General features: G+C 73.4%; 14 protein-coding genes and 1 pseudogene. 4 read left to right on the plus strand and 11 right to left on the minus strand.

Going from position 1 to position 17,048, the window contains the following annotated elements:
* Positions 1-3: 3 nt before the first annotated feature.
* The 5 genes from G5C51_RS06040 to mgtE form a co-directional block, all read right to left on the minus strand.
* Positions 4-2,445, minus strand: a complete 2,442-nt coding sequence (locus G5C51_RS06040) for a SpoIIE family protein phosphatase (protein ID WP_165232899.1) — start codon at positions 2,443-2,445, stop codon at positions 4-6.
* Positions 2,446-2,614: 169 nt separating this feature from the next.
* Positions 2,615-3,067 carry an ATP-binding protein gene (locus G5C51_RS06045; protein ID WP_165232902.1) on the minus strand — a complete coding sequence of 151 codons (453 nt, stop codon included), beginning with the start codon at positions 3,065-3,067 and terminating at the stop codon, positions 2,615-2,617.
* 89 nt (positions 3,068-3,156) lie between these two features.
* The gene (locus tag G5C51_RS06050) at positions 3,157-3,348 is read right to left on the minus strand and encodes an SPOR domain-containing protein (RefSeq protein ID WP_165232905.1); all 192 of its coding nucleotides are present in this window, start codon (positions 3,346-3,348) and stop codon (positions 3,157-3,159) included.
* Between the two features lie 145 nt (positions 3,349-3,493).
* Entirely contained in the window at positions 3,494-4,246 is a 753-nt protein-coding gene (locus G5C51_RS06055) for a GntR family transcriptional regulator (protein WP_165232908.1), read from the minus strand.
* Positions 4,247-4,346: 100 nt separating this feature from the next.
* Positions 4,347-5,702 carry a magnesium transporter gene (gene mgtE, locus G5C51_RS06060; protein ID WP_165232911.1) on the minus strand — a complete coding sequence of 452 codons (1,356 nt, stop codon included), beginning with the start codon at positions 5,700-5,702 and terminating at the stop codon, positions 4,347-4,349.
* 140 nt (positions 5,703-5,842) lie between these two features.
* Here mgtE and G5C51_RS06065 point away from each other — a divergent pair, with 140 nt between their 5' ends.
* The gene (locus G5C51_RS06065; RefSeq protein WP_165232914.1) at positions 5,843-6,595 is read left to right on the plus strand and encodes a PIG-L deacetylase family protein; all 753 of its coding nucleotides are present in this window, start codon (positions 5,843-5,845) and stop codon (positions 6,593-6,595) included.
* Positions 6,596-6,680: 85 nt separating this feature from the next.
* Positions 6,681-7,430, plus strand: a complete 750-nt coding sequence (locus tag G5C51_RS06070; RefSeq protein WP_165232917.1) for a MerR family transcriptional regulator — start codon at positions 6,681-6,683, stop codon at positions 7,428-7,430.
* A gap of 12 nt (positions 7,431-7,442) precedes the next feature.
* Here the strand turns inward: G5C51_RS06070 and G5C51_RS06075 are convergent, their stop codons facing one another.
* Entirely contained in the window at positions 7,443-8,438 is a 996-nt protein-coding gene (locus G5C51_RS06075; RefSeq protein ID WP_165232919.1) for a GlxA family transcriptional regulator, read from the minus strand.
* Between the two features lie 71 nt (positions 8,439-8,509).
* Between G5C51_RS06075 and G5C51_RS06080 the strand changes: the two genes are divergently transcribed.
* Together G5C51_RS06080 and G5C51_RS06085 are read left to right on the plus strand one after the other, a co-directional pair.
* A complete protein-coding gene (locus tag G5C51_RS06080) occupies positions 8,510-9,796 on the plus strand; it encodes an APC family permease (protein ID WP_165232922.1) in 1,287 nt (428 codons plus the stop codon).
* A 98-nt stretch (positions 9,797-9,894) separates the two neighbouring features.
* Positions 9,895-10,740, plus strand: coding sequence for an SDR family oxidoreductase (locus tag G5C51_RS06085; protein ID WP_165232925.1), 846 nt, complete (start codon positions 9,895-9,897; stop codon positions 10,738-10,740).
* Here the strand turns inward: G5C51_RS06085 and G5C51_RS06090 are convergent.
* The 5 genes and pseudogenes from G5C51_RS06090 to G5C51_RS06110 all read right to left on the minus strand — a co-directional run.
* A pseudogene (locus G5C51_RS06090) lies at positions 10,733-11,062 on the minus strand (flotillin); the annotation flags it as partial. The gene G5C51_RS06085 and the pseudogene G5C51_RS06090 overlap by 8 nt on opposite strands.
* Complete coding sequence (locus G5C51_RS44235) at positions 10,981-11,193, minus strand: hypothetical protein (protein ID WP_165232985.1); 213 nt, start codon at positions 11,191-11,193, stop codon at positions 10,981-10,983. The gene G5C51_RS44235 and the pseudogene G5C51_RS06090, both read right to left, overlap by 82 nt.
* A gap of 126 nt (positions 11,194-11,319) precedes the next feature.
* Complete coding sequence (locus G5C51_RS06100; protein ID WP_165232928.1) at positions 11,320-12,012, minus strand: hypothetical protein; 693 nt, start codon at positions 12,010-12,012, stop codon at positions 11,320-11,322.
* A 130-nt stretch (positions 12,013-12,142) separates the two neighbouring features.
* A complete protein-coding gene (locus tag G5C51_RS06105) occupies positions 12,143-15,115 on the minus strand; it encodes a CHAT domain-containing protein (protein WP_165232931.1) in 2,973 nt (990 codons plus the stop codon).
* A 4-nt stretch (positions 15,116-15,119) separates the two neighbouring features.
* Positions 15,120-17,036, minus strand: coding sequence for a caspase family protein (locus G5C51_RS06110; protein WP_165232934.1), 1,917 nt, complete (start codon positions 17,034-17,036; stop codon positions 15,120-15,122).
* Between the last annotated feature and the right edge of the window lie 12 nt (positions 17,037-17,048).

Consider the following 17,048-nt stretch of genomic DNA (forward strand, 5'->3'; position numbering starts at 1 on the left):
TCCTCAGAACGCGCTGAGCAGCGCCTCCACCGGGTCCTCCGCCGCCGGCTGGTCGCCCGGGAGAGCGAGTTCGTACCAGACGGTCTTGCCGCGGTGGGTGCGCCTGCTGCCCCAGTTGAGGCTGAGCAGGCTGACCAGTTGCAGGCCGCGGCCGCCCTCGTCCGTGTCGCGGGCGCGGCGGCGGCGGGGCTGGACCAGGGCGGCGTCCCAGACCTCGCAGACCAGGGTGCGGTCGAGGAGGAGGCGGAGGCGGATCTCGCCTTCGCCGTGCCGGAGCGCGTTGGTGACCAGCTCGCTGACCAGCAGCTCGGTGGTGTCGACCAGGTCGTCGAGGCCCCAGTCGAGCAGCTGCGCGCGGGCGTGCTCGCGGGCGCGGGCGACGGAGCGCGGCTCGGCGGGGAGCTTCCAGTCGCCTACGGAGCCGGGCGGGAGTCCCTCGACGCGGGCCATCAGCAGGGCGATGTCGTCCTCGCCGTGCCGGGTCGGGAGCGCGTCCAGGACGTGGTCGCAGGCCTCCTCGAGGCGCTGGCCCGCCTCGTCCAGGGCTTTGCGGAGGGCGTCGAGGCCCTCGGCGAGCGGGTGCTCGCGGGACTCGATCAGCCCGTCGGTGTAGAGCGAGAGCAGCGCCCCGTCCTCCAGCTCGGTCTCGGTCTCCTCGAACGGCTCGCCGCCGACGCCGAGCGGCAGCCCGGTGGGGACCTCTAGCAGCATGGCCGGCTGGCCCGGCTCCACGACGACGGGCGGCAGGTGCCCTGCGTTGGCGATGGTGCAGCGGCGGGTGACGGAGTCGTAGACGGCGTAGACACAGGTGGCGAGATACACCTCGGAGGACTCGCCGAGGCCGCGGGCGATCTCGTCGAGCGCCGCGAGCACCTCGGCCGGCTCCAGGTCGAGCAGCGCGAGGGTGCGTACGGCCGTGCGCAGCTCGCCCATCGCGACCGCGGCGCGCAGCCCGCGTCCCATGACGTCGCCGACGACCAGGGCGGTGCGGTGGCCCGGCAGCTCGATGACGTCGAACCAGTCGCCGCCGACCTCGGTCGCGGTGTTCCCCGGCAGATAGCGGCAGGCGATGTCGAGGCCCGCGGCGACCGGGTCGCCGGGCGGGAGCAGGCTGCGCTGGAGTATGAGCGCGCGGGAGTGTTCGCGCCGGTAGAGGCGGGCGTTGTCGATGCAGACGGCGGCGCGAGCGGCGAGCTGGACGGCCAGAGCGGTGTCGCGCTCGCCGAAGTCCTCGCTGCCCTTGGCGCGGGCGAACTGGACGAGGCCGACGACGGTGTCGCCGGCGACGAGCGGGACGGCGAGAGTCGTCTGCACGACTCCCGATTCGTCGTCGCCGCTGACCACCTGCACCTGTCCGGTGCGCAGCGCGGCCGCGTACGGGGAGTGGAAGGGGAAGTGGTGGGTGGCGCCGACCGGCGTCACCGGGGAGTCGGAGACGGCGCTGGCGAAGGCGACCCGGCGCAGCTCGGCGCTGCCGTCGGCGAGCCCGGGGCGCCCCTCGTCGCCGTCGAGCATCCCCTCGTACAGGTCGACGCAGGCCATGTCGCAGAACTGCGGCACGGTCACGTCGAGCAGCTCGCGGGCGGTGGTCTGCAGGTCGAGCGAGTTGCCGATGCGGGCGCCGGCCTCGTTCAGCAGCGCGAGGTTGCGCCGGGCGGACGCCGCCTCGTGCTCCGCGCGCCGGCGGCTGGTGACGTCGGTGGCGATGGCGGCGACGCCGATGGGGCGGCCCGCGCCGTTGTGCACCCGGTACATCGACACCGACCAGCGGAGCCGCTGCGGCTCCTCCGGGGACGGGCCGAGTATCTGCATGTCGGTGACCGGCTCGCCGGTGTCCAGCACCTGCTTGAGCGCCGCGCTCATCCGCTCGGCCTCCTGCCGCGGCAGGTAGTCCTGCGGGGTGCGGCCGCGGTGGGTGTCCGGGGCGCCGCCGAAGGCGGTGGCGAAGCGCTCGTTGACCCGCAGCAGCCGGCCGTCCGTACCGAAGAGCAGGAAGCCCATCGGGGACTCGCCGAAGACCGCCTGGGAGGCGGCGAGGTCGGTCTCGATACGGCGCAGCGCGTAGACGTCGACGGCGACGCAGAGCGCGCCGCGCTCGCCGCCGACGCGGCGGGTGGGCATGACGTAGAGCTCGGCGATGCCGTCGGCGCCGGTGCCGCCGGGACGGCGATACGGAATCAGCCCGGTCCACTCGCGGCCGTCGAGGCCGCCGTCGTCGTTCAGGATGGCCGCGACCCCGCGGCCGACGCGTTCGCGCTGCTCAGCGGGGACGAAGGCGACGACCGGGTCGCGGCCGAGGGCCTCCTCCGCCGGGATGCCCAGCAGGTCGGTCGCCCGGTCGCTCCAGCTGTCGATGCGTCCGTCGGAGCCGAGGGAGAACGACGCCACCTTGATGTGGTCATAGATCGACCCCGGCGGACTGGACTGCCACAACGGGTCCGTCACGCGACCGCCCCCTTACTCAACCGGAACACACACTTCAGGTCGCGATCGGGCCCCGTCCCAGTTCCCGATCGGACCTGCGTGTACTCCTTGACACTTCTAACCGGTCAGCGGCTAGTCGAACCTCACCGTTACCGCACTCACACCATGTGTCCCGGACGAACCGGACGACTCAGGGAGCAAGGGGAAGTTCGAACCACACAGTCTTGCCGGTTCGGCCCTTCCGGGTACCCCAGTTGGTGGCCGCGTCCGCGACCAGTTGCAGGCCGCGGCCGCCCTCGTCCTCGGGGCCGGCGCAGCGTACCCGGGGTGGGTCGGGGAGCGGGTCGGAGACTTCGACGAGGAGGGCGTCGTCGAGTTCGAGGTTCTCGAGGCGGACGCCGATGGGGCCGCTGGCGTAGCGCAGGGAGTTGGTGACGAGCTCGCTGACCAGGAGGACGGTGACGTCGACGACGTATTCGAGGCCCCAGGCGCGGAGCGTCTCGCGGACCACCGCGCGGGCGGTGCGTACGGCGCCGGGGTCGGCGGGGAAGGTCCACTCGGCGGGTCCGTCAGGCGGCACGATGGCAGGAGGGCCGATAAGGGGGCCCGTAGCCTCTGCAGCATTGCTCACGCCTGACCACATCCCGGGATGCGACCCACTGGCTCGACTCGGAGCTTGTTGTCCGATTTGTGGGGATTACTACACACATACCCAGGTTTATGGAGAAAATATCACCCTTGACCGTCGGAATCGGACCGGTTGACCCGCTCCACCAGATAGAGCTGCTGGTGGCCCTTGTCGTCGAAGCGGGACGCCACCTTCTCCGCCTCCGCGCGGGTGGCATAGCGGCCGACACGGTAGCGGTTGCCGTTGTCGTCCTGGCGGATCACGACCCAGGGCAGGACGACCCCGTTCTCATCCATCACCCAGCACCGCCCCGCCGCCGCCTCCGTTCCGTCGCATATGCCGGAGCTTACGCCTGGCCTTCACGCATTGGATACGGGTTTACAGCACGGGGTGACGAAATCGTCATTCTGTTCGATTACGGGGAGTGCGGCGGCGGGGGGGCTATTTGACCGGAAGGTGATACATGACCCGGTTCCGGTCGGCCGGAATGATCACGTCCGCGGTCTCCACCGCGCGCCCCGACGCGTAGAAGGTGCGCGCCACGACCAGCACCGTCCGGCCGGGGACGCCGCCGAGGGCGAGGTTCTCCTCGGCGAGGCCGGGACGTGCGCCGACCTCCTCGACAAGGTTGTCGACGATCACGTCGATGGCGGCCATCCGTTCGACGACGCCGCGGCCGGCCAGCGGGCCCTCCTCGGGGAGCATCACCGGCGTCCGGCCGGTCAGCGCGAGCGGCTCCCAGGAGGTGGAGAGCATCGCGACCTCGCCGGCCGAGCGGAAGACGTACGACGTGCGCATCACCCGCTCCCCCACAGTGAGCTGCAGCCGGGAGGCGATCTCCGGGCTCGCCTCCTCCTGCTCGCTGCGCGACTCCCAGCTGCCCTTGGCGCGTTCGTCGGACTGCTCCTGGCGGAACGGGTTGGAGCCGGCGATGGTGCGATAGCCGCTGCGGGCGATCTTGCGCGGGGCGGGGTGCTCGCGGACATACGTGCCGGACCCGGAGCGGCCCTCGACGAGGCCCTCGGCCATCAGCACCTTGCGCGCCTCCAGCGCGACGGTGTCGGAGACGCCGTACTCCTGGCGGATGCGGGCCTGGGAGGGCAGCCGGGAGTGCGGCGCGAGCTCACCGCCGACGATCTTTTTACGCAGGTCGCCCGCCACCCTGAGGTAGGCGGGCTGCTCACCGAAAGGCACATGCCCTCCCAAAGCTTGACAGTGCGCGACAGCTTGGCAACTCTGGGTGCACGCCTGCAACCTTGGGGCAGGGATTCACTTTCCGTGAGGCAGGGCAGCGTCAGCCGAGGCCGAGGACGGTCCGCGCGATCAGGAAGTAGATGATCAGGCCCGTCGCGTCGACCAGCGTCGTCACCAGCGGGGCCGAGATCACCGCCGGGTCGATGCCGAGCCGCTTGGCGAGCAGCGGCATGCTGGCGCCGACCACCGCCGCCCAGGCGCAGATGGCTACCAGCGAGAAGGACACGGTCAGCGCGATGTCCTTGTTGGTCATGATCGTGGCGAGCACGAAGCCGACCGCGCCGAGGCCGACGCCGAGCAGGAAGCCGACCCGGCACTCGCGCCAGGCGATCTTGAAGACGTCGCTGGGCCGCAGCTCGCCGACCGCGAGCGCGCGCACCGCGCCGGTGGCGGCCTGGGCGCCGACATTGCCGCCGGTGCCGACCAGCAGCGGGATGAAGACGGCCAGCTGGGTGACCTCCTCCAGCTCGCCCTCGAAGGCCTGCAGCACCTTGGCGGTGAGGGTGGCCGCGACGATGAGCAGGAAGAGCCAGACGATACGGGACCGGGCGATCTTGAAGACGCCGGCCGCGAGGTAGTGCCCTTCGAGCGGCTGGGCGGCCGACTGGCGGGCGAAGTCCTCCGTGTCCGCCGCCTCGATGACCTCCAGCGCGTCGTCGATGGTGAGCAATCCGACGACCCGCTCCTCGCTGTCCACCACCGGCAGGTCGAGGAGGTTCGCCTCCTGCATCAGGCGGGCGGCCGATTCGGCGGAGTCGGTGGCCTTGACCCGTACGCACTCGGTGTCGACCAGGTCGGTGAGCTGCTGCGCCGGGTCGGCGAGCACCAGGTCGCGCAGCGCGACGACGCCGGTGAGGCCGCGCTGGGCGTCGACGACGGGGAGGGTGTAGACGGTCTCGGCATCGGCGCCGACCGCGCGCACCCGGGCGAGCGCCTCGGCGACGGTGGTGTGCTCCTTGAGCAGCACCGTCTCGGGGGACATCCAGCGGCCGACGGCGTCCTGGTCGTAGCCGAGCAGCTCGGCGGTGAGGCGGCGCTCGTGCGGGCTGAGGCCCGAGAGGACCCGCTGGGTGAAGTGCGCCGGGGCCTCGCCGAGCAGCCGGGCCCGGTCGTCGGGGTCCATCTCCTCGACGATGTCGTGGAAGGCGGGCTCGCGCAGGCCGTTGAGGATCTTCTGCTGGTCGCCGGGGTCGAGCTCCTCGAAGACCTCGACCGCCTCGTCCTTCTGCAGCAGCCGGAAGAGGAGGACGGAGTGCACCTCGTCGGCGCGGGCCAGTTCGTCGGCGATGACGTGCGGCGGGTGCTCGGCGAGCCAGTGCTGCAGATGCGCCACATCGCCGTCGGCGAGGAGCTCGTGCAGCTCCGCGTCCACATCCGCGTGCGCTTCTGTCGGCATGCCTTGCCCCTCCTCTTCACTCGGCCCCGAAGATCACCGTATGCCGGGGGTCAGAGCGCCGCGCGCGGGGGGCGGCTGACCGGGTCGGTAGCGTGGGCGCGGGCCGTACGACGAGGCGACGGTCCAGGGAGGGAGCCGCTATGAATGGCACGGATGACCAGCTCAAGCCGATGCCCGAGGACTTCGAGCGGGTGCTTGCGATCGTCGCGCACCCCGATGATCTCGAGTACGGGGCCGCCGCCGCGGTATCGCACTGGACGAAGGCCGGCAAGGAGGTCACGTATCTACTCGTCAGCCGCGGGGAGGCGGGGATCGACGGGCTGGATCCGGAGACCTGCGCGCGGCTGCGCGAGGAGGAGCAGCGGGCGAGTGCGGCGGTGGTGGGGGTCAGCGCGCTGGAGTTCCTCGACCATCGCGACGGCGTGATCGAGGAGGGGCTGCCGCTGCGCCGCGACATCGCCGCGGCGATCCGGCGGCACCGGCCCGAGCTGCTGGTCACGCTCAATCACCACGACACGTGGGGCGATGACGGCTGGTGGAACACGCCCGACCACCGTGCCGTCGGCCGCTCCGTGCTGGACGCGGCGGGTGACGCGGGCAACCGGTGGATCTTCCCGGAGCAGTTGGGCGCGGGCGGTCTCGAGCCGTGGGGCGGAGTGCGCTGGGTGGCGGTGGCGGGGTCGCCGTACGCCACTCACGCGACGGCGGTCGAGGAGGCGGATGTGGACGCGGCGGTGGCCTCGCTGGCCGAGCACAAGGCATATATCGAGGGGCTCGGGGTGAAGGAGTCGCCGGCGGAGTACGCGCGCGGCTTCCTGGGTCAGTTCATGGAGGCGACCGGCCGGCGGCTCGGGGAACCGTACGCGGTCGGCTTCCAGGTGTATCCGCGCTGACTGACTTCTCCTGTTTGACCTTTACGTAACGTCAACTTCTACGGTGGCATCACCGACCGCGAGAGATACGGGAACGGAGCTCGCGATGGAGTGGTCCATCCAGGAGATCGCCCGCTCGGCCGGGACCACGAGCCGCACCCTGCGCCACTACGGCGACCTGGGGCTGCTCGTGCCCAGCCGGGTGGCGGCGAACGGCTACCGCTATTACGACGAGCGGAGCCTGGTCCGGCTGCAGCAGATCCTGCTGCTGCGCGAGCTGGGCCTCGGCCTGCCCGCCATCGGCGACGTACTCGCCGGCGAGCAGGACGAGGCCCAGGCGCTCCGCAACCACCTCGAGCTCCTGCAGCAGGAGCGCCGGCGCCTCGGGCGCCAGATCGAGTCGGTGAAGACGACGCTGCGGAAGATCGAGGAAGGAGAGCAGCTGATGGCCGAGGAAGTTTTCGAGGGCTTCAACCACGCCCAGTACGAGGAGGAGGTCACCGAGCGCTGGGGCCGGGACGCCTGGGAGAAGGGTGACCGGTGGTGGAAGTCGCTGACCGAGGAGGACAAGAAGGCCTTCCGGAAGCAGCACGACGACATCGCCCGCGACTGGGGCGCCGCCCGTACCGCCGGCGAAGCCGCCGACGGCGAGGTGGCGCAGGCCATCGCGGCCCGGCAGGTGGCGTGGATGCAGTCGGGCGGGATGGTCGAGGTCACCCGTGAGTACGTCAGCTGCATCGGTGACCTGTTCGTGGGCGACCCGCGTTACGGCGAGAACTACGACAAGTACGCGGCCGGAACGTCCGGGCTGGTCCGGGACGCGCTGAAGGTCTATGCCGAGCGGAGCATGAGCTAGGCCGCTAGGCCGCTAGGCCTTCGCGGTGGCCGCCGCCGCCCGGTCCCGGAAGACGTGCCGGTACGTCTGCGGGGAGACGCCCGTCTGCCGGCCGAAGTGGTGCCGCAGGTTCGCGGCGCTGCCGAAGCCGGTGCGGCGGGCGATCGTCTCCACCGGGTCCGCCGTGGTCTCCAGGAGTTCCTGGGCCAGGCGGACCCGCTCCTGGAGCAGCCACTGCAGTGGCGTGGTGCCGAGGGTGGTGCGAAAGCGGCGGGCGAAGGTGCGCTCGGCGAGATGGGCGCGGCGGGCCAGGTCCGCCACCGTGAGCGGCTCGTGCAGGCGGTCGCGGGCCCAGGCGAGGACGGGGGCGAGGCCGTCGTCGTCGTTCGTACGGGCCACCGGGCGCGGCAGCGGTTTCGCGTACTGGGTCTGGCCGCCCTCGCGGTGCGGGGGGACCACCATGCGGCGGGCGACCTCGTTGGCGACCGCGGAGCCGTGGTCGCGGCGGACCAGGTGCAGGCACATGTCGATCACCGCGCCTGTGCCGGCCGAGGTGAGGATCGGGCCGTCCTCCGTGTAGAGCGCGTCCGGCTCGAAGCGGACCGCCGGGAAGCGGTGGGCGAAGTCGCCCGCGTTCATCCAGTGGGTGGTCGCGCGGCGGCCGTCGAGGATGCCGGCGGCGGCCAGGATGTACGCGCCCGAGCAGAGCGAGACGATCCGCTTGCCTGCCTCGTACGCCTTGCGCACCGCGGCGACCAGGCCGGGGGGCGGGTCGAGTTGTACGGGGCGGGCGGCGGCCGCGACCACGAGGGTGTCGGCGTCGGCCAGGTCCGCCAGGCCGTACGGGGTCGGGACGACGAGGCCCGCGGCGGTGGTGAGCTGTCCTGGTTGCGCGGCGCAGAGGCGCAGCTCGTACCAGGGGTCGGCGAGGTCGCTGCGGTCGAGGCCGAAGACCTCGCAGGGGACGGCGAGTTCGAAGGTGGCGGTGGCGTCGGTGACGGCGACCGCGACGACGTGCGGACTGCTCATGGCTGGAATTTAGCGCACGTAGGCATTTCCGCCTATGGCTTGGGTGGGGGTGGGCGCGGAGGCTTGATCGCATGACCGCCACCAACACTGTCCAGGCCGCTCCAGCCCCTGCGGGGCAGCTCACTGCTGCCCAGGGCACCGCGATGTACATCGGCGCCGTGCTCGGCACCGGCGTGATCACGCTGCCTGCGCTCGCCGCCGATACCGCGGGGCCGGCGTCGCTGCTGGCATGGGCGGTGCTGGTGCTGGCTTCCGTGCCGCTGGCCGCCACCTTCGCGGCACTCGGGGCGCGGCATCCGGATGCCGGGGGCGTGTCGACGTATGCGCGGCTGGCCTTCGGCGAGCGGTCGGCGACGGTGGTGGGCTGGTGCTTCTACTTCGCGATCCCGGCGGGTGCGCCGGCTGCCGCGCTCTTTGCCGGGGACTATGTCGAGTCGGTGGTCGGGGGAGGTACGACCACGACGACGCTTACCGCGGTCGCTCTTATCGCTGCTGTGACCGGCACCAATGCGGCCGGTGTGCGGCTGACCGGGCGTCTTCAACTGGGCCTGGCGACCTTGCTGGTGGCGCTGCTCGTGCTGTCGGTCGCGCTGTCCCTTCCCGAGGCCGATACGGCGAACCTCACCCCCTTCGCCCCGCATGGCTGGGGGTCGATCGCGCCGGCCGCCGCGCTGCTGGTGTGGAGCTTTGCGGGGTGGGAGGCGATCACGCATCTGGCGGGCGAATTCCGCCGTCCGGCGCGGGATCTGTCGCGGGCCACGGGGGCGGCGGTGGCGCTGGTCGGGGTGCTTTATCTCTCGGTCGCCTTCGCCGTCGTCGCCGTGCTGGGTCCGGCGGCGGCCGAGTCCCGGGCGCCGCTCGGTGACTTGATGGCCCATGGGCTCGGCGGCCCGGCGCGGCTGCTGGCGGCGGGGGCGGCGCTGCTGCTGACGCTCGGCACGATGAACGCCTACTTCGCGGGTGCCGCGAAGCTCGGCGCGGCGCTGGCCCGCGACGGTGCGCTTCCGGTGCGGCTGGCGCGCGGCAGCGAGGCGGGTGAAGTCCCGCGCCGCAGCCTGGCGTTGATCTCGGCGCTGAGCTTCGTATCGCTGGCGGCGGTGACGGTGACCGGGGCGGGGACGAAGCCGCTGGTGCTGCTGACGACGGGTTCGTTCGTGATGGTGTACGCGATCGGGGTGGCCGCGGCGCTGCGGTTGCTGCCGCGGCGGAGCAAGGGGCGGGCGGCGGCGTGGGCGGCACTGGTGGCGGTGGCGGCGTTGTTGGCGGCCAGCGGGGTGTACCTACTGTGGCCGCTGGCGGTGACGGGGGCGGCGGTTGGCTGGGTGCAATGGCGTCGCCGGGGCGGGCGGTCCGGCTAGCGTGCTGGGTTCCTTTTCGGTCATGGCTTGACCTCAAGCTTGGTTCAGGTTGCACCGTGTGAACACAACAAGGCAGCAACTTACCGAGGAGCCCCGCAATGATTCTGGTGACCGGCGCAACGGGAAAGGTCGGCCGCCAGGCCGTCGTGCAACTGCTGGACGCGGGCGTGAGCGTGCGGGCTCTGGTCCGTAACCCCGAGACGGCCGCGCTGCCCGCAGGGGTGGAGGTGGTGCGCGGGGATCTCACCGACGCTGCCTCCGTCGAGGCGGCGGTGCGGGGCGTGGACGCCGTCTTTCTCGTCTGGCCGCTGACGACCGCCGACGCCGCGCCCGCGGTGATCGCGGCCGCCGAGAAGCACGCCCGCCGCATCGTCTACCTGTCGGCCTTCGGCGTCCCGGACGACGACACCGTCGAGGCGGAGGAAGGGATCATCGGGTTCCACACCGCGATCGAGCGGGCGATCCGGGCCACGGACCTGGAGTGGACGATGCTGCGCGCCGGCGGCTTCGCGGCCAACACGCTCGGCTGGGCCGACCAGGTCCGGCAGCACGGCGCCGTACGCGCCGCGCACGCCAAGGCGACCCGGTCGCTGATTCACGAGGCGGACATCGCGGCGGTGGCCGTACGGGCGCTGACCACCGACGAACTGCTGGGCGCCACCCCGCACCTGACCGGGCCCGAGGCGCTGACGCAGGAGGAGCAGGTGCGGGCGATCGGCGAAGTCCTCGGCAAGGACGTGGTATTCGAGGAGCTCGGTGAGGAGGCGGCGGCCGCCGAGCTCGAGGCGCAGGGGATCCCGTCGTTCTACGCCCTCGCCATCGTGCAGGCGCACGGGCAGATGGTCGACGAGCCCGAGACCGCCTCGCCCGCGGTCGCGGAGATCACCGGGCGGGCGCGGACATACCGGGAGTGGGTCGCCGACCACGCGGCCGACTTCAGCTGAGTTCGGCGGGGCCGTCCTGCCGCGGCGTCTGAGGTGAAGGCGCGCGGTGGGACCCGCCGTTGTGCGCGGCCCGCTCCTCCGGGGTGCCGAGGCCGCGCTTGACCGTGTCGAGGATGGTCATGCCCTGGCCGACCAGCCCTGCCGCGATCTCGCCGAGGCCGTCGGCGCCGTTGAGGACGTTGACGTTCGCCCCGGACAGTCCGCCGCTGGCCTCCTTGACGATCTGCGGCAGCTGTTCGATCAGCATCCGGTCCAGCGCCACCCGGTCGTGCAGCGACGCCGCCTCCGCCTGCATCCGCATCCGGTCGGCCTCGGCCTGCGCTCGTCCGACCAGGCGAGAAAGTGCTCGGAGCCACCGCGGACCCGCACGGACACCTCCCCGGCACCCGCGGCTCCGCGCGTCCCGAGCGTCAGCACGCCCGTGCGACCGATCACGGCGTCGTCCGGGATCATCTCCCCGCCGCCCCCTCACGCCACTTGGCCCGTTCCTGCGACGTTAGCGGCGGGGTGGGGGCGGGGCACATGGGCTGGTCGGGTTTTGCTGCGTTCTTGACGTAACCGGCGTCGTGGGCCCGGTGCTCAGCCCGCCTGGCGATCGCGGCTGCGCAGTCTGTTCAGGAGGCCTGGGTTGCGGGGGGTGGGGCCGGTGGCGTTGACCCGTATTGCGGTGTCCAGTTCAGATGGGTCGTGTAGCAGGGGGGAGCAGCCGATGGCGTTGCCGGGGAGGATGAGGGCGTCGCAGGCGCGGGTGAGGAGCGCGTCGCCGGTGGGTTGTTCGAGGCCTGGGCCGGACTCGTTGCGGATGGTGGCCAGCTCTGCGGCTGCGTCCGGGCGGGACAGCAGGGTGGCGATGCGGCCTGCTCTGGATTCCCACTCGGCCAGCCGTGCGTGGCGTGCCTCCGGGTCGGGCGTGAGTGGCGGCTCCGCCGCCCACGACAGCGCCAGCGGTGGGCCGCCTCGCGCCGGTACCGCGCACAGCCGCGCTCGCAGGTCCGCGGAGAGCAGCAGTGCCACCGGGTCGCCCAGGCGGCGCGCGAGCGCCATCGCCGGGTGGAGCAGGGCGCGTTCTGCGACCGGGCCGCCTCCGCGGGCTGCCGGGGCGTCGAAGAGGACGCTCACGCCGCCGGGGCCCTCGAGTACGTAACCGCCGACCGGTCCGTCGGCGACGGCCGCCGTCACCGCCTCGACCCGCTCCCTGCACACCACCGCGTAGGTCGCCACGCCGACGCCCGCCCCTCTGTCCTTGCCCGTCCCGCCGAATCGGCGCTCCACCTGCGCCTTTTCCTGAATCCTCGGCGCGGTTACGGGCGCCGGGCAAGGGGCGGTGTCCGGCAAATACCGGGATGGGCGGTCAAGGTTTGGTTACGCCGGAATGGTTGCCCCCGCGCCCCGGTGAAGTGCGTCACCAGCCCTGGTGGGTGAATCCCGCCCAGCCGGCCAGGTCCTGCGCGCGGATGAGCCGCACCCGGTTCGCGAGGTGCGCCGGCATGTCCGGCGGGGGTCTGCGGTGCGGGTCGAGCATCCACAGCTGGGCCCGGCGCAGGGCCGCGGCCGGCGCGGCGGACTGCCTGCGGAGGTAGTGGTGGGCCATGTACATCAGCAGCGACGTGGCCTCGTCCGGCACCGGCCACAGCGAGCCGAGCACCGTGCGGGCACCGGCGGCGAGGAACGCCGTGGCCAGGCTGTAGGCCTCGTCGTAGCCACGGCCCGAGACATTGCTCCAACAGGCGGCCAGGCAGACCAGATCGAGCCCGCCGCCCGGCCCGGCCGCCTCGGTCAGCTCCTCCGCCACCAGTCGGCTCCCGCCGGCCAGTTCCAGATACGCGCTGTGCCGACCGCCGGGGCGGACCACCCCGTGACAGGCCAGATGCACGGTCCCGGCCCGGCCGCCGCGCAGCCGCGCGAGCACCGCCGGGGCGGTGGCGTCGCGGGCGTCCAGGTGGACCCCGGCCGGGTAGAAGACGCGGTGAATGGCCTGCGCCTCTTCGCCCGCGTGCCGGAGGTCGCCGGTCGGGTTGCCGACGACGACGGCGGGCGTGGCCACTCCCGTCGCGCCGCCGGGTGCGGACCTGGCCGCGACCTCGCAGAGCATGCGGGCGGAGGGCATATAGGAGATCTGCAGGTCCTGGAGGGCGTATCGGCGCCCGGCAGGGCCCGTCTCCGCGTACCGGCGTCCCACGGGGCCCGTCTCCGCGTCCCGCCAGGCCGCGTGCCACGGCACCACGCCGAGCTCCCCGACCGGCACGAGGACGACGGCAGGTTCGGCGGAGCCCCCGGAGCGGGTCAGTTCCTCGGCCACCGTCCCGAGCGCCGCCCGCCAGGCCCACCCGCACAGCCGGTCCAGCGCCGCTCCCGCCTCCGGGTGCGGCCGGCCCTGCGGGCCGCCGTGGACCGGATCGCCGTCGACCGGGCCTGCCACCCGTGCGGCACGGGGCACCGGGCTGGGGCTCCCCACCTCCAGATACGCCGCCAGCTCCGGCGCGTCCAGCCGCAGCCGGGGCAGCTCCACGGCCCGTACCCCGCCGTCCGCCGTCACGATCACCGCCGCGCCCGGCGCGAACGCGTCCCGCTCCGGCCGCTCGCCTCCCGGCACCAGAAACACGAAGGCGTCCGCGCCGATCGCCCGCAGCGCGCCCGCCACCTCCCCGGTGGACGGGGCGCTGAGCAGCCGGTCGCGGTACGGCGAGGCCGCGAGCACATCGAGCACCCGGCGGCGCAGCGGCACGTCGGGGCCGGTGCCCGTGCCCGTGCCGGCCCCAGTACCCATCGCCGCGCGCGGGTCGGCGAGCTCACCCTCAGGCGCCGGCGCCCCCGCCCGCCGCCACTCCTCCGCCAGCCCCTCCTGGCCCAGCTCCCGCAGCATGTCCGGGACAGTCGCCGCCACCCGCGCCGCATGCAGCACCAGCCCGCGACCGCTCTCCAACGCCTCGACCGCATCGCCCAGTTCACCGTCGGCAATGCACCAACGAGCCACGTCGAGGCAGCGGCCCATCGCCCGGTTCGCCGCCTGCGTCGCGTGCTCGGTGCCGGACTGCAGCAGCGCGGCCCAGGCGTACCCCGGCAGCGCGGCGAGGCCGAACTCCCGGGCCTCGGCCCGCATCCGGCGCGCGGCGGCCGCCCGTACCGGCGGAAACGCCTGCGCCCGGATGCGCAGCGCGTCCGCCAGGCCGGTGCCGATCATGGCCCAGTGCGGGTGGGCGGGGCCGCCGGCCGCCCGTACCACCCGGCGCAGGAGGTCGATGCCCTGGTCGAGGTGGGTGAGCACGTCCCGTCCTGCCCGGCCGACCGTGAGGAGCGGCCCGGCGTGCTGCTGCCGGACGATCTCGGCCCGCAGCAGGTGCGCGGCGGCAAGCGCGCTGGCGCACCTGATCCATTGGTCGCTGTCGTCGGGGCACTGCGGCAGCGCCTCGGCCAGCATGCCGATCGCCTCGTCGAGACCCGCCACGTCGCGGTCGAAGATGGCCTGCCCGGTGACCATATGGGCCGCCGCGATCAGGGCGTTGGGGCCGGAGCCCGGCGCCGGGCGGGCGACGGTGGCGCGTGGCCTCCCCTGCCGGGCGTCGGGCATCCGCCCCGTACGCTGGGCTACCAGCATCCGCAGCTTGTCGCGGTCGTTGGCCAGGCAGGCCTCGGCGCTGGACCGCTCCGGATAGTGCCGGGGCAGCCTGGCCAGCGCCGTCTGCTGCTCGCGGATGTGCCGGGCCAGCGCGTCCTCGTCCTTTCTGCGGTACGCGCCCTCGGCCCGCAGGGTGGCGACGTAGCAGCGGTAGTACAGCTCCTCGTCGGGCCGCAGCGCACCGCTCCCGCACACCTCGGCCAACTCGTCCGTCGCCCGCTCGAGTTCCGCCAGGCCGCCGTGCTGCTGCGCCTGCTCGGCGCGGGCCGCGGCGCGGATCAGGGCGATGCCCGTAGCGGCCGGATCGCCTCGCTCGGACAGCTCGGCGGCGGCGGTGCCGAGATTCTCCATGGCGTCGTCATTACGGGTCATCTCCTGCTGCCCCGACGCCCGGTCCGTCAGCCCCGCCAGGCCGTCCACCCCGCGTATCCGGGCCTGCCACACCGGGTCCTGATGCGCGAGCGCGGCCTGCACCAGCTCCCCCTGCTGCGTGGGTGTGCAGCACGGCCCGTGCAGCCGCATGAGGGGTACGAGCTGCAGCAGATAGCCGGCGTACAGCGCCCGTTCGGTGCCCGCCGCGGCCATGCCCCGCCAGTGCGCGTAATGCCCGTCGAAGGCGGCGACGGCATCCGCGGTGCCGGCGTGCTCCGCGATCAGCTCGGTCCACTGACGCGCGTATTCCTCGGTTACGGCCGCCCGGGTGCCGAACTCCGCCTGGATGCGGCGCAGCAGGTCCTCGAGATCGCGGAGCTCGGCCATCCGGCTACCCGGGCACCACGGTGCGCACCTGGACGGTGTGCGTCGCCCACTGCCCCGGCCCGCCGGCCGGGACCGGCCCCGCGACCCGGCTGCCGTGCGCCGGCGGTTCGAGGCGCAGCACCCCGTCGGGGCGTTCCCCGGCCGCCGCCCGGCTGAGCGCGGCCGCCGGATCCCACGGGTCGAGGTGGAACGGGACGGTGTTGAGCTCGCCCTCGGCCACGATGACCTTGAGCCAGTCCACCGTGGCGGCCCCCGGCACCGGCGGACGGCGCTCGGGCAGCGACAGCTGCACCTCGGCCCCGTCCAGCGCATGGCCTACGTGCCCGGCGCCGACGAAGTCGCCGGTGAACAGGCCCGTATGGCAGCCGTATTCATCGGTCAGATCGAGCAGCACGCACCACAGCCGACGGCCGGGCGCGGCCCCCTCGTGCCGAAGCCGGATGGAGACCCTGGGCGCCACCGGCCCCCGCGGCCCGTACTCGTACCGGCGCACGATCTCGCCGCTGCCGTCCGGCACCAGCGGAGGGCCGTCCTTCCCGGCCGCGACCTCGACGCGCACCCGCCCGCGCAGCGGCGAGAAGGCGGGCGCGTCGAGGTCCCGCAACTGATGCCAGCGGGCGAGATGGACAAGGCAGGCCGCGACGCGGTGGACTGCGTCGGGGTCCGCGAGCGGCAGCGGGGCGACGAAGGCGGAGCCGTCGCGGCGCAGCACGTGGGCCGCGCCCTGGTGCACCTCCACCCGGAACCAGAGGTCGCCGGCGTGCTCGGCTCCTTCCACGAGCCGGAGCAGCGGTGACGGCCCGCCGCCCGGGCCTGCCTCCCCCAGCGCCCCGGCCAGCGCCCGCTCGATCGCGGGCTGCCCCGGCGCCGCCAGCGTGACGGAAGCCGGCGGCAGCTCCAGCGCGGACAGCGCGACCGGGTACACCTCACCGGGCTCGGGCCGCCAGTCCGCGGGCGCGACCAGGGTCCGTTCCGGCTCCACCGCCTTCGCCCGCACCACCTGCCCCCGCGCCGCCGGCCCGGTCACCGTGAACTCGGTCCCCGCCTCCTCCGCTACGAGCCCGTGCCCGCTGCCGCAGTCGACCTCCCAGCCGTCCCGGCCGTCCCGCAGCAGGTGCGGGCTCGGCGTCCGGGTGCCGAGGCCGCCGAGGAACGGCTGGTCGGCTAGGCCGCCGGGGTCCACCGGTGAGAGGACCGGGTGCTGCCTCGCGTTCCACTTCTGCACCTGGGCGTTGAGGGCCGCGTGCAGCTCCCGGTAGGTCACGCTCGGGCCGTACGCGGTGAGCCGGTCGACCAGCGCGCGGGTGAACAGCCCGTGGTAGCGCCCGTCGAAGGAGCCCTCGCACGAGGGCTGGTCGAGCCTGCTGCCGGCGAGCAGCACATGCCGGCCAGGCCCGTCCGGCAGCAGCGCCGCGCGCCCGGCGAACCGCTGCCATCCCGGGTCCGGCGGCGTGAACCTGGCCGTGAGGTGCGGGCCGCCGCGGGTGGCGCCGCCGGAGAAGCAGGAGTCGAGCACGGCGGCGGTGTGGGCGCCGCCGGCGGCCACCTGGTTCAGCAGCGCGCCGAGCCGCTTGTCGACGAGCGGCCGCCCGTCGGCGCAGACCAGCGCCTGCATCCGGCCGGTGGCCTCGATGCGGAGGTACGCGGGGTCGGTGACCTCGAAGTCGCTGCCGTGGCCCGCGTACCAGAACAGCGCCGTGTCGTCGGCGCCCGCCCGGCCCAGGTGGCCGCGGATGCCGTCCTCGACCGACTCCGGGGTGGCGTCGGCGTCCAGCAGCTCCCGGACGGCGAGCCGCCCGCCGAGCCGGCCGGTCAGCAGGGTGCGGACCGCCGCGATGTCGTTACGGCAGCCCTTGAGCGACTCGAAGCGGCCGGGCGGGTAGGCGTTGATGCCGACCAGCAGCGCGTAGACGGTCCCCATGCGATACGGGCC

This window comes from Streptomyces coryli, from assembly GCF_011044975.1.
Classification (GTDB): Bacteria; Actinomycetota; Actinomycetes; order Streptomycetales; family Streptomycetaceae; genus Streptomyces; species Streptomyces coryli.

What these genes read in the sequence shown, in the direction of transcription:
- mgtE (WP_165232911.1), bottom strand. Translation starts at nt 5,702, where the DNA reads ATGCCGACAGAAGCGCACGCGGATGTGGACGCGGAGCTGCACGAGCTC.
- G5C51_RS44235 (WP_165232985.1), bottom strand. Translation starts at nt 11,193, where the DNA reads ATGATCCCGGACGACGCCGTGATCGGTCGCACGGGCGTGCTGACGCTC.
- G5C51_RS06065 (WP_165232914.1), top strand. Translation starts at nt 5,843, where the DNA reads ATGAATGGCACGGATGACCAGCTCAAGCCGATGCCCGAGGACTTCGAG.
- G5C51_RS06050 (WP_165232905.1), bottom strand. Translation starts at nt 3,348, where the DNA reads ATGGATGAGAACGGGGTCGTCCTGCCCTGGGTCGTGATCCGCCAGGAC.
- G5C51_RS06070 (WP_165232917.1), top strand. Translation starts at nt 6,681, where the DNA reads ATGGAGTGGTCCATCCAGGAGATCGCCCGCTCGGCCGGGACCACGAGC.
- G5C51_RS06075 (WP_165232919.1), bottom strand. Translation starts at nt 8,438, where the DNA reads ATGAGCAGTCCGCACGTCGTCGCGGTCGCCGTCACCGACGCCACCGCC.
- G5C51_RS06110 (WP_165232934.1), bottom strand. Translation starts at nt 17,036, where the DNA reads ATGGGGACCGTCTACGCGCTGCTGGTCGGCATCAACGCCTACCCGCCC.
- G5C51_RS06045 (WP_165232902.1), bottom strand. Translation starts at nt 3,067, where the DNA reads ATGTGGTCAGGCGTGAGCAATGCTGCAGAGGCTACGGGCCCCCTTATC.
- G5C51_RS06085 (WP_165232925.1), top strand. Translation starts at nt 9,895, where the DNA reads ATGATTCTGGTGACCGGCGCAACGGGAAAGGTCGGCCGCCAGGCCGTC.
- G5C51_RS06080 (WP_165232922.1), top strand. Translation starts at nt 8,510, where the DNA reads ATGACCGCCACCAACACTGTCCAGGCCGCTCCAGCCCCTGCGGGGCAG.
- G5C51_RS06105 (WP_165232931.1), bottom strand. Translation starts at nt 15,115, where the DNA reads ATGGCCGAGCTCCGCGATCTCGAGGACCTGCTGCGCCGCATCCAGGCG.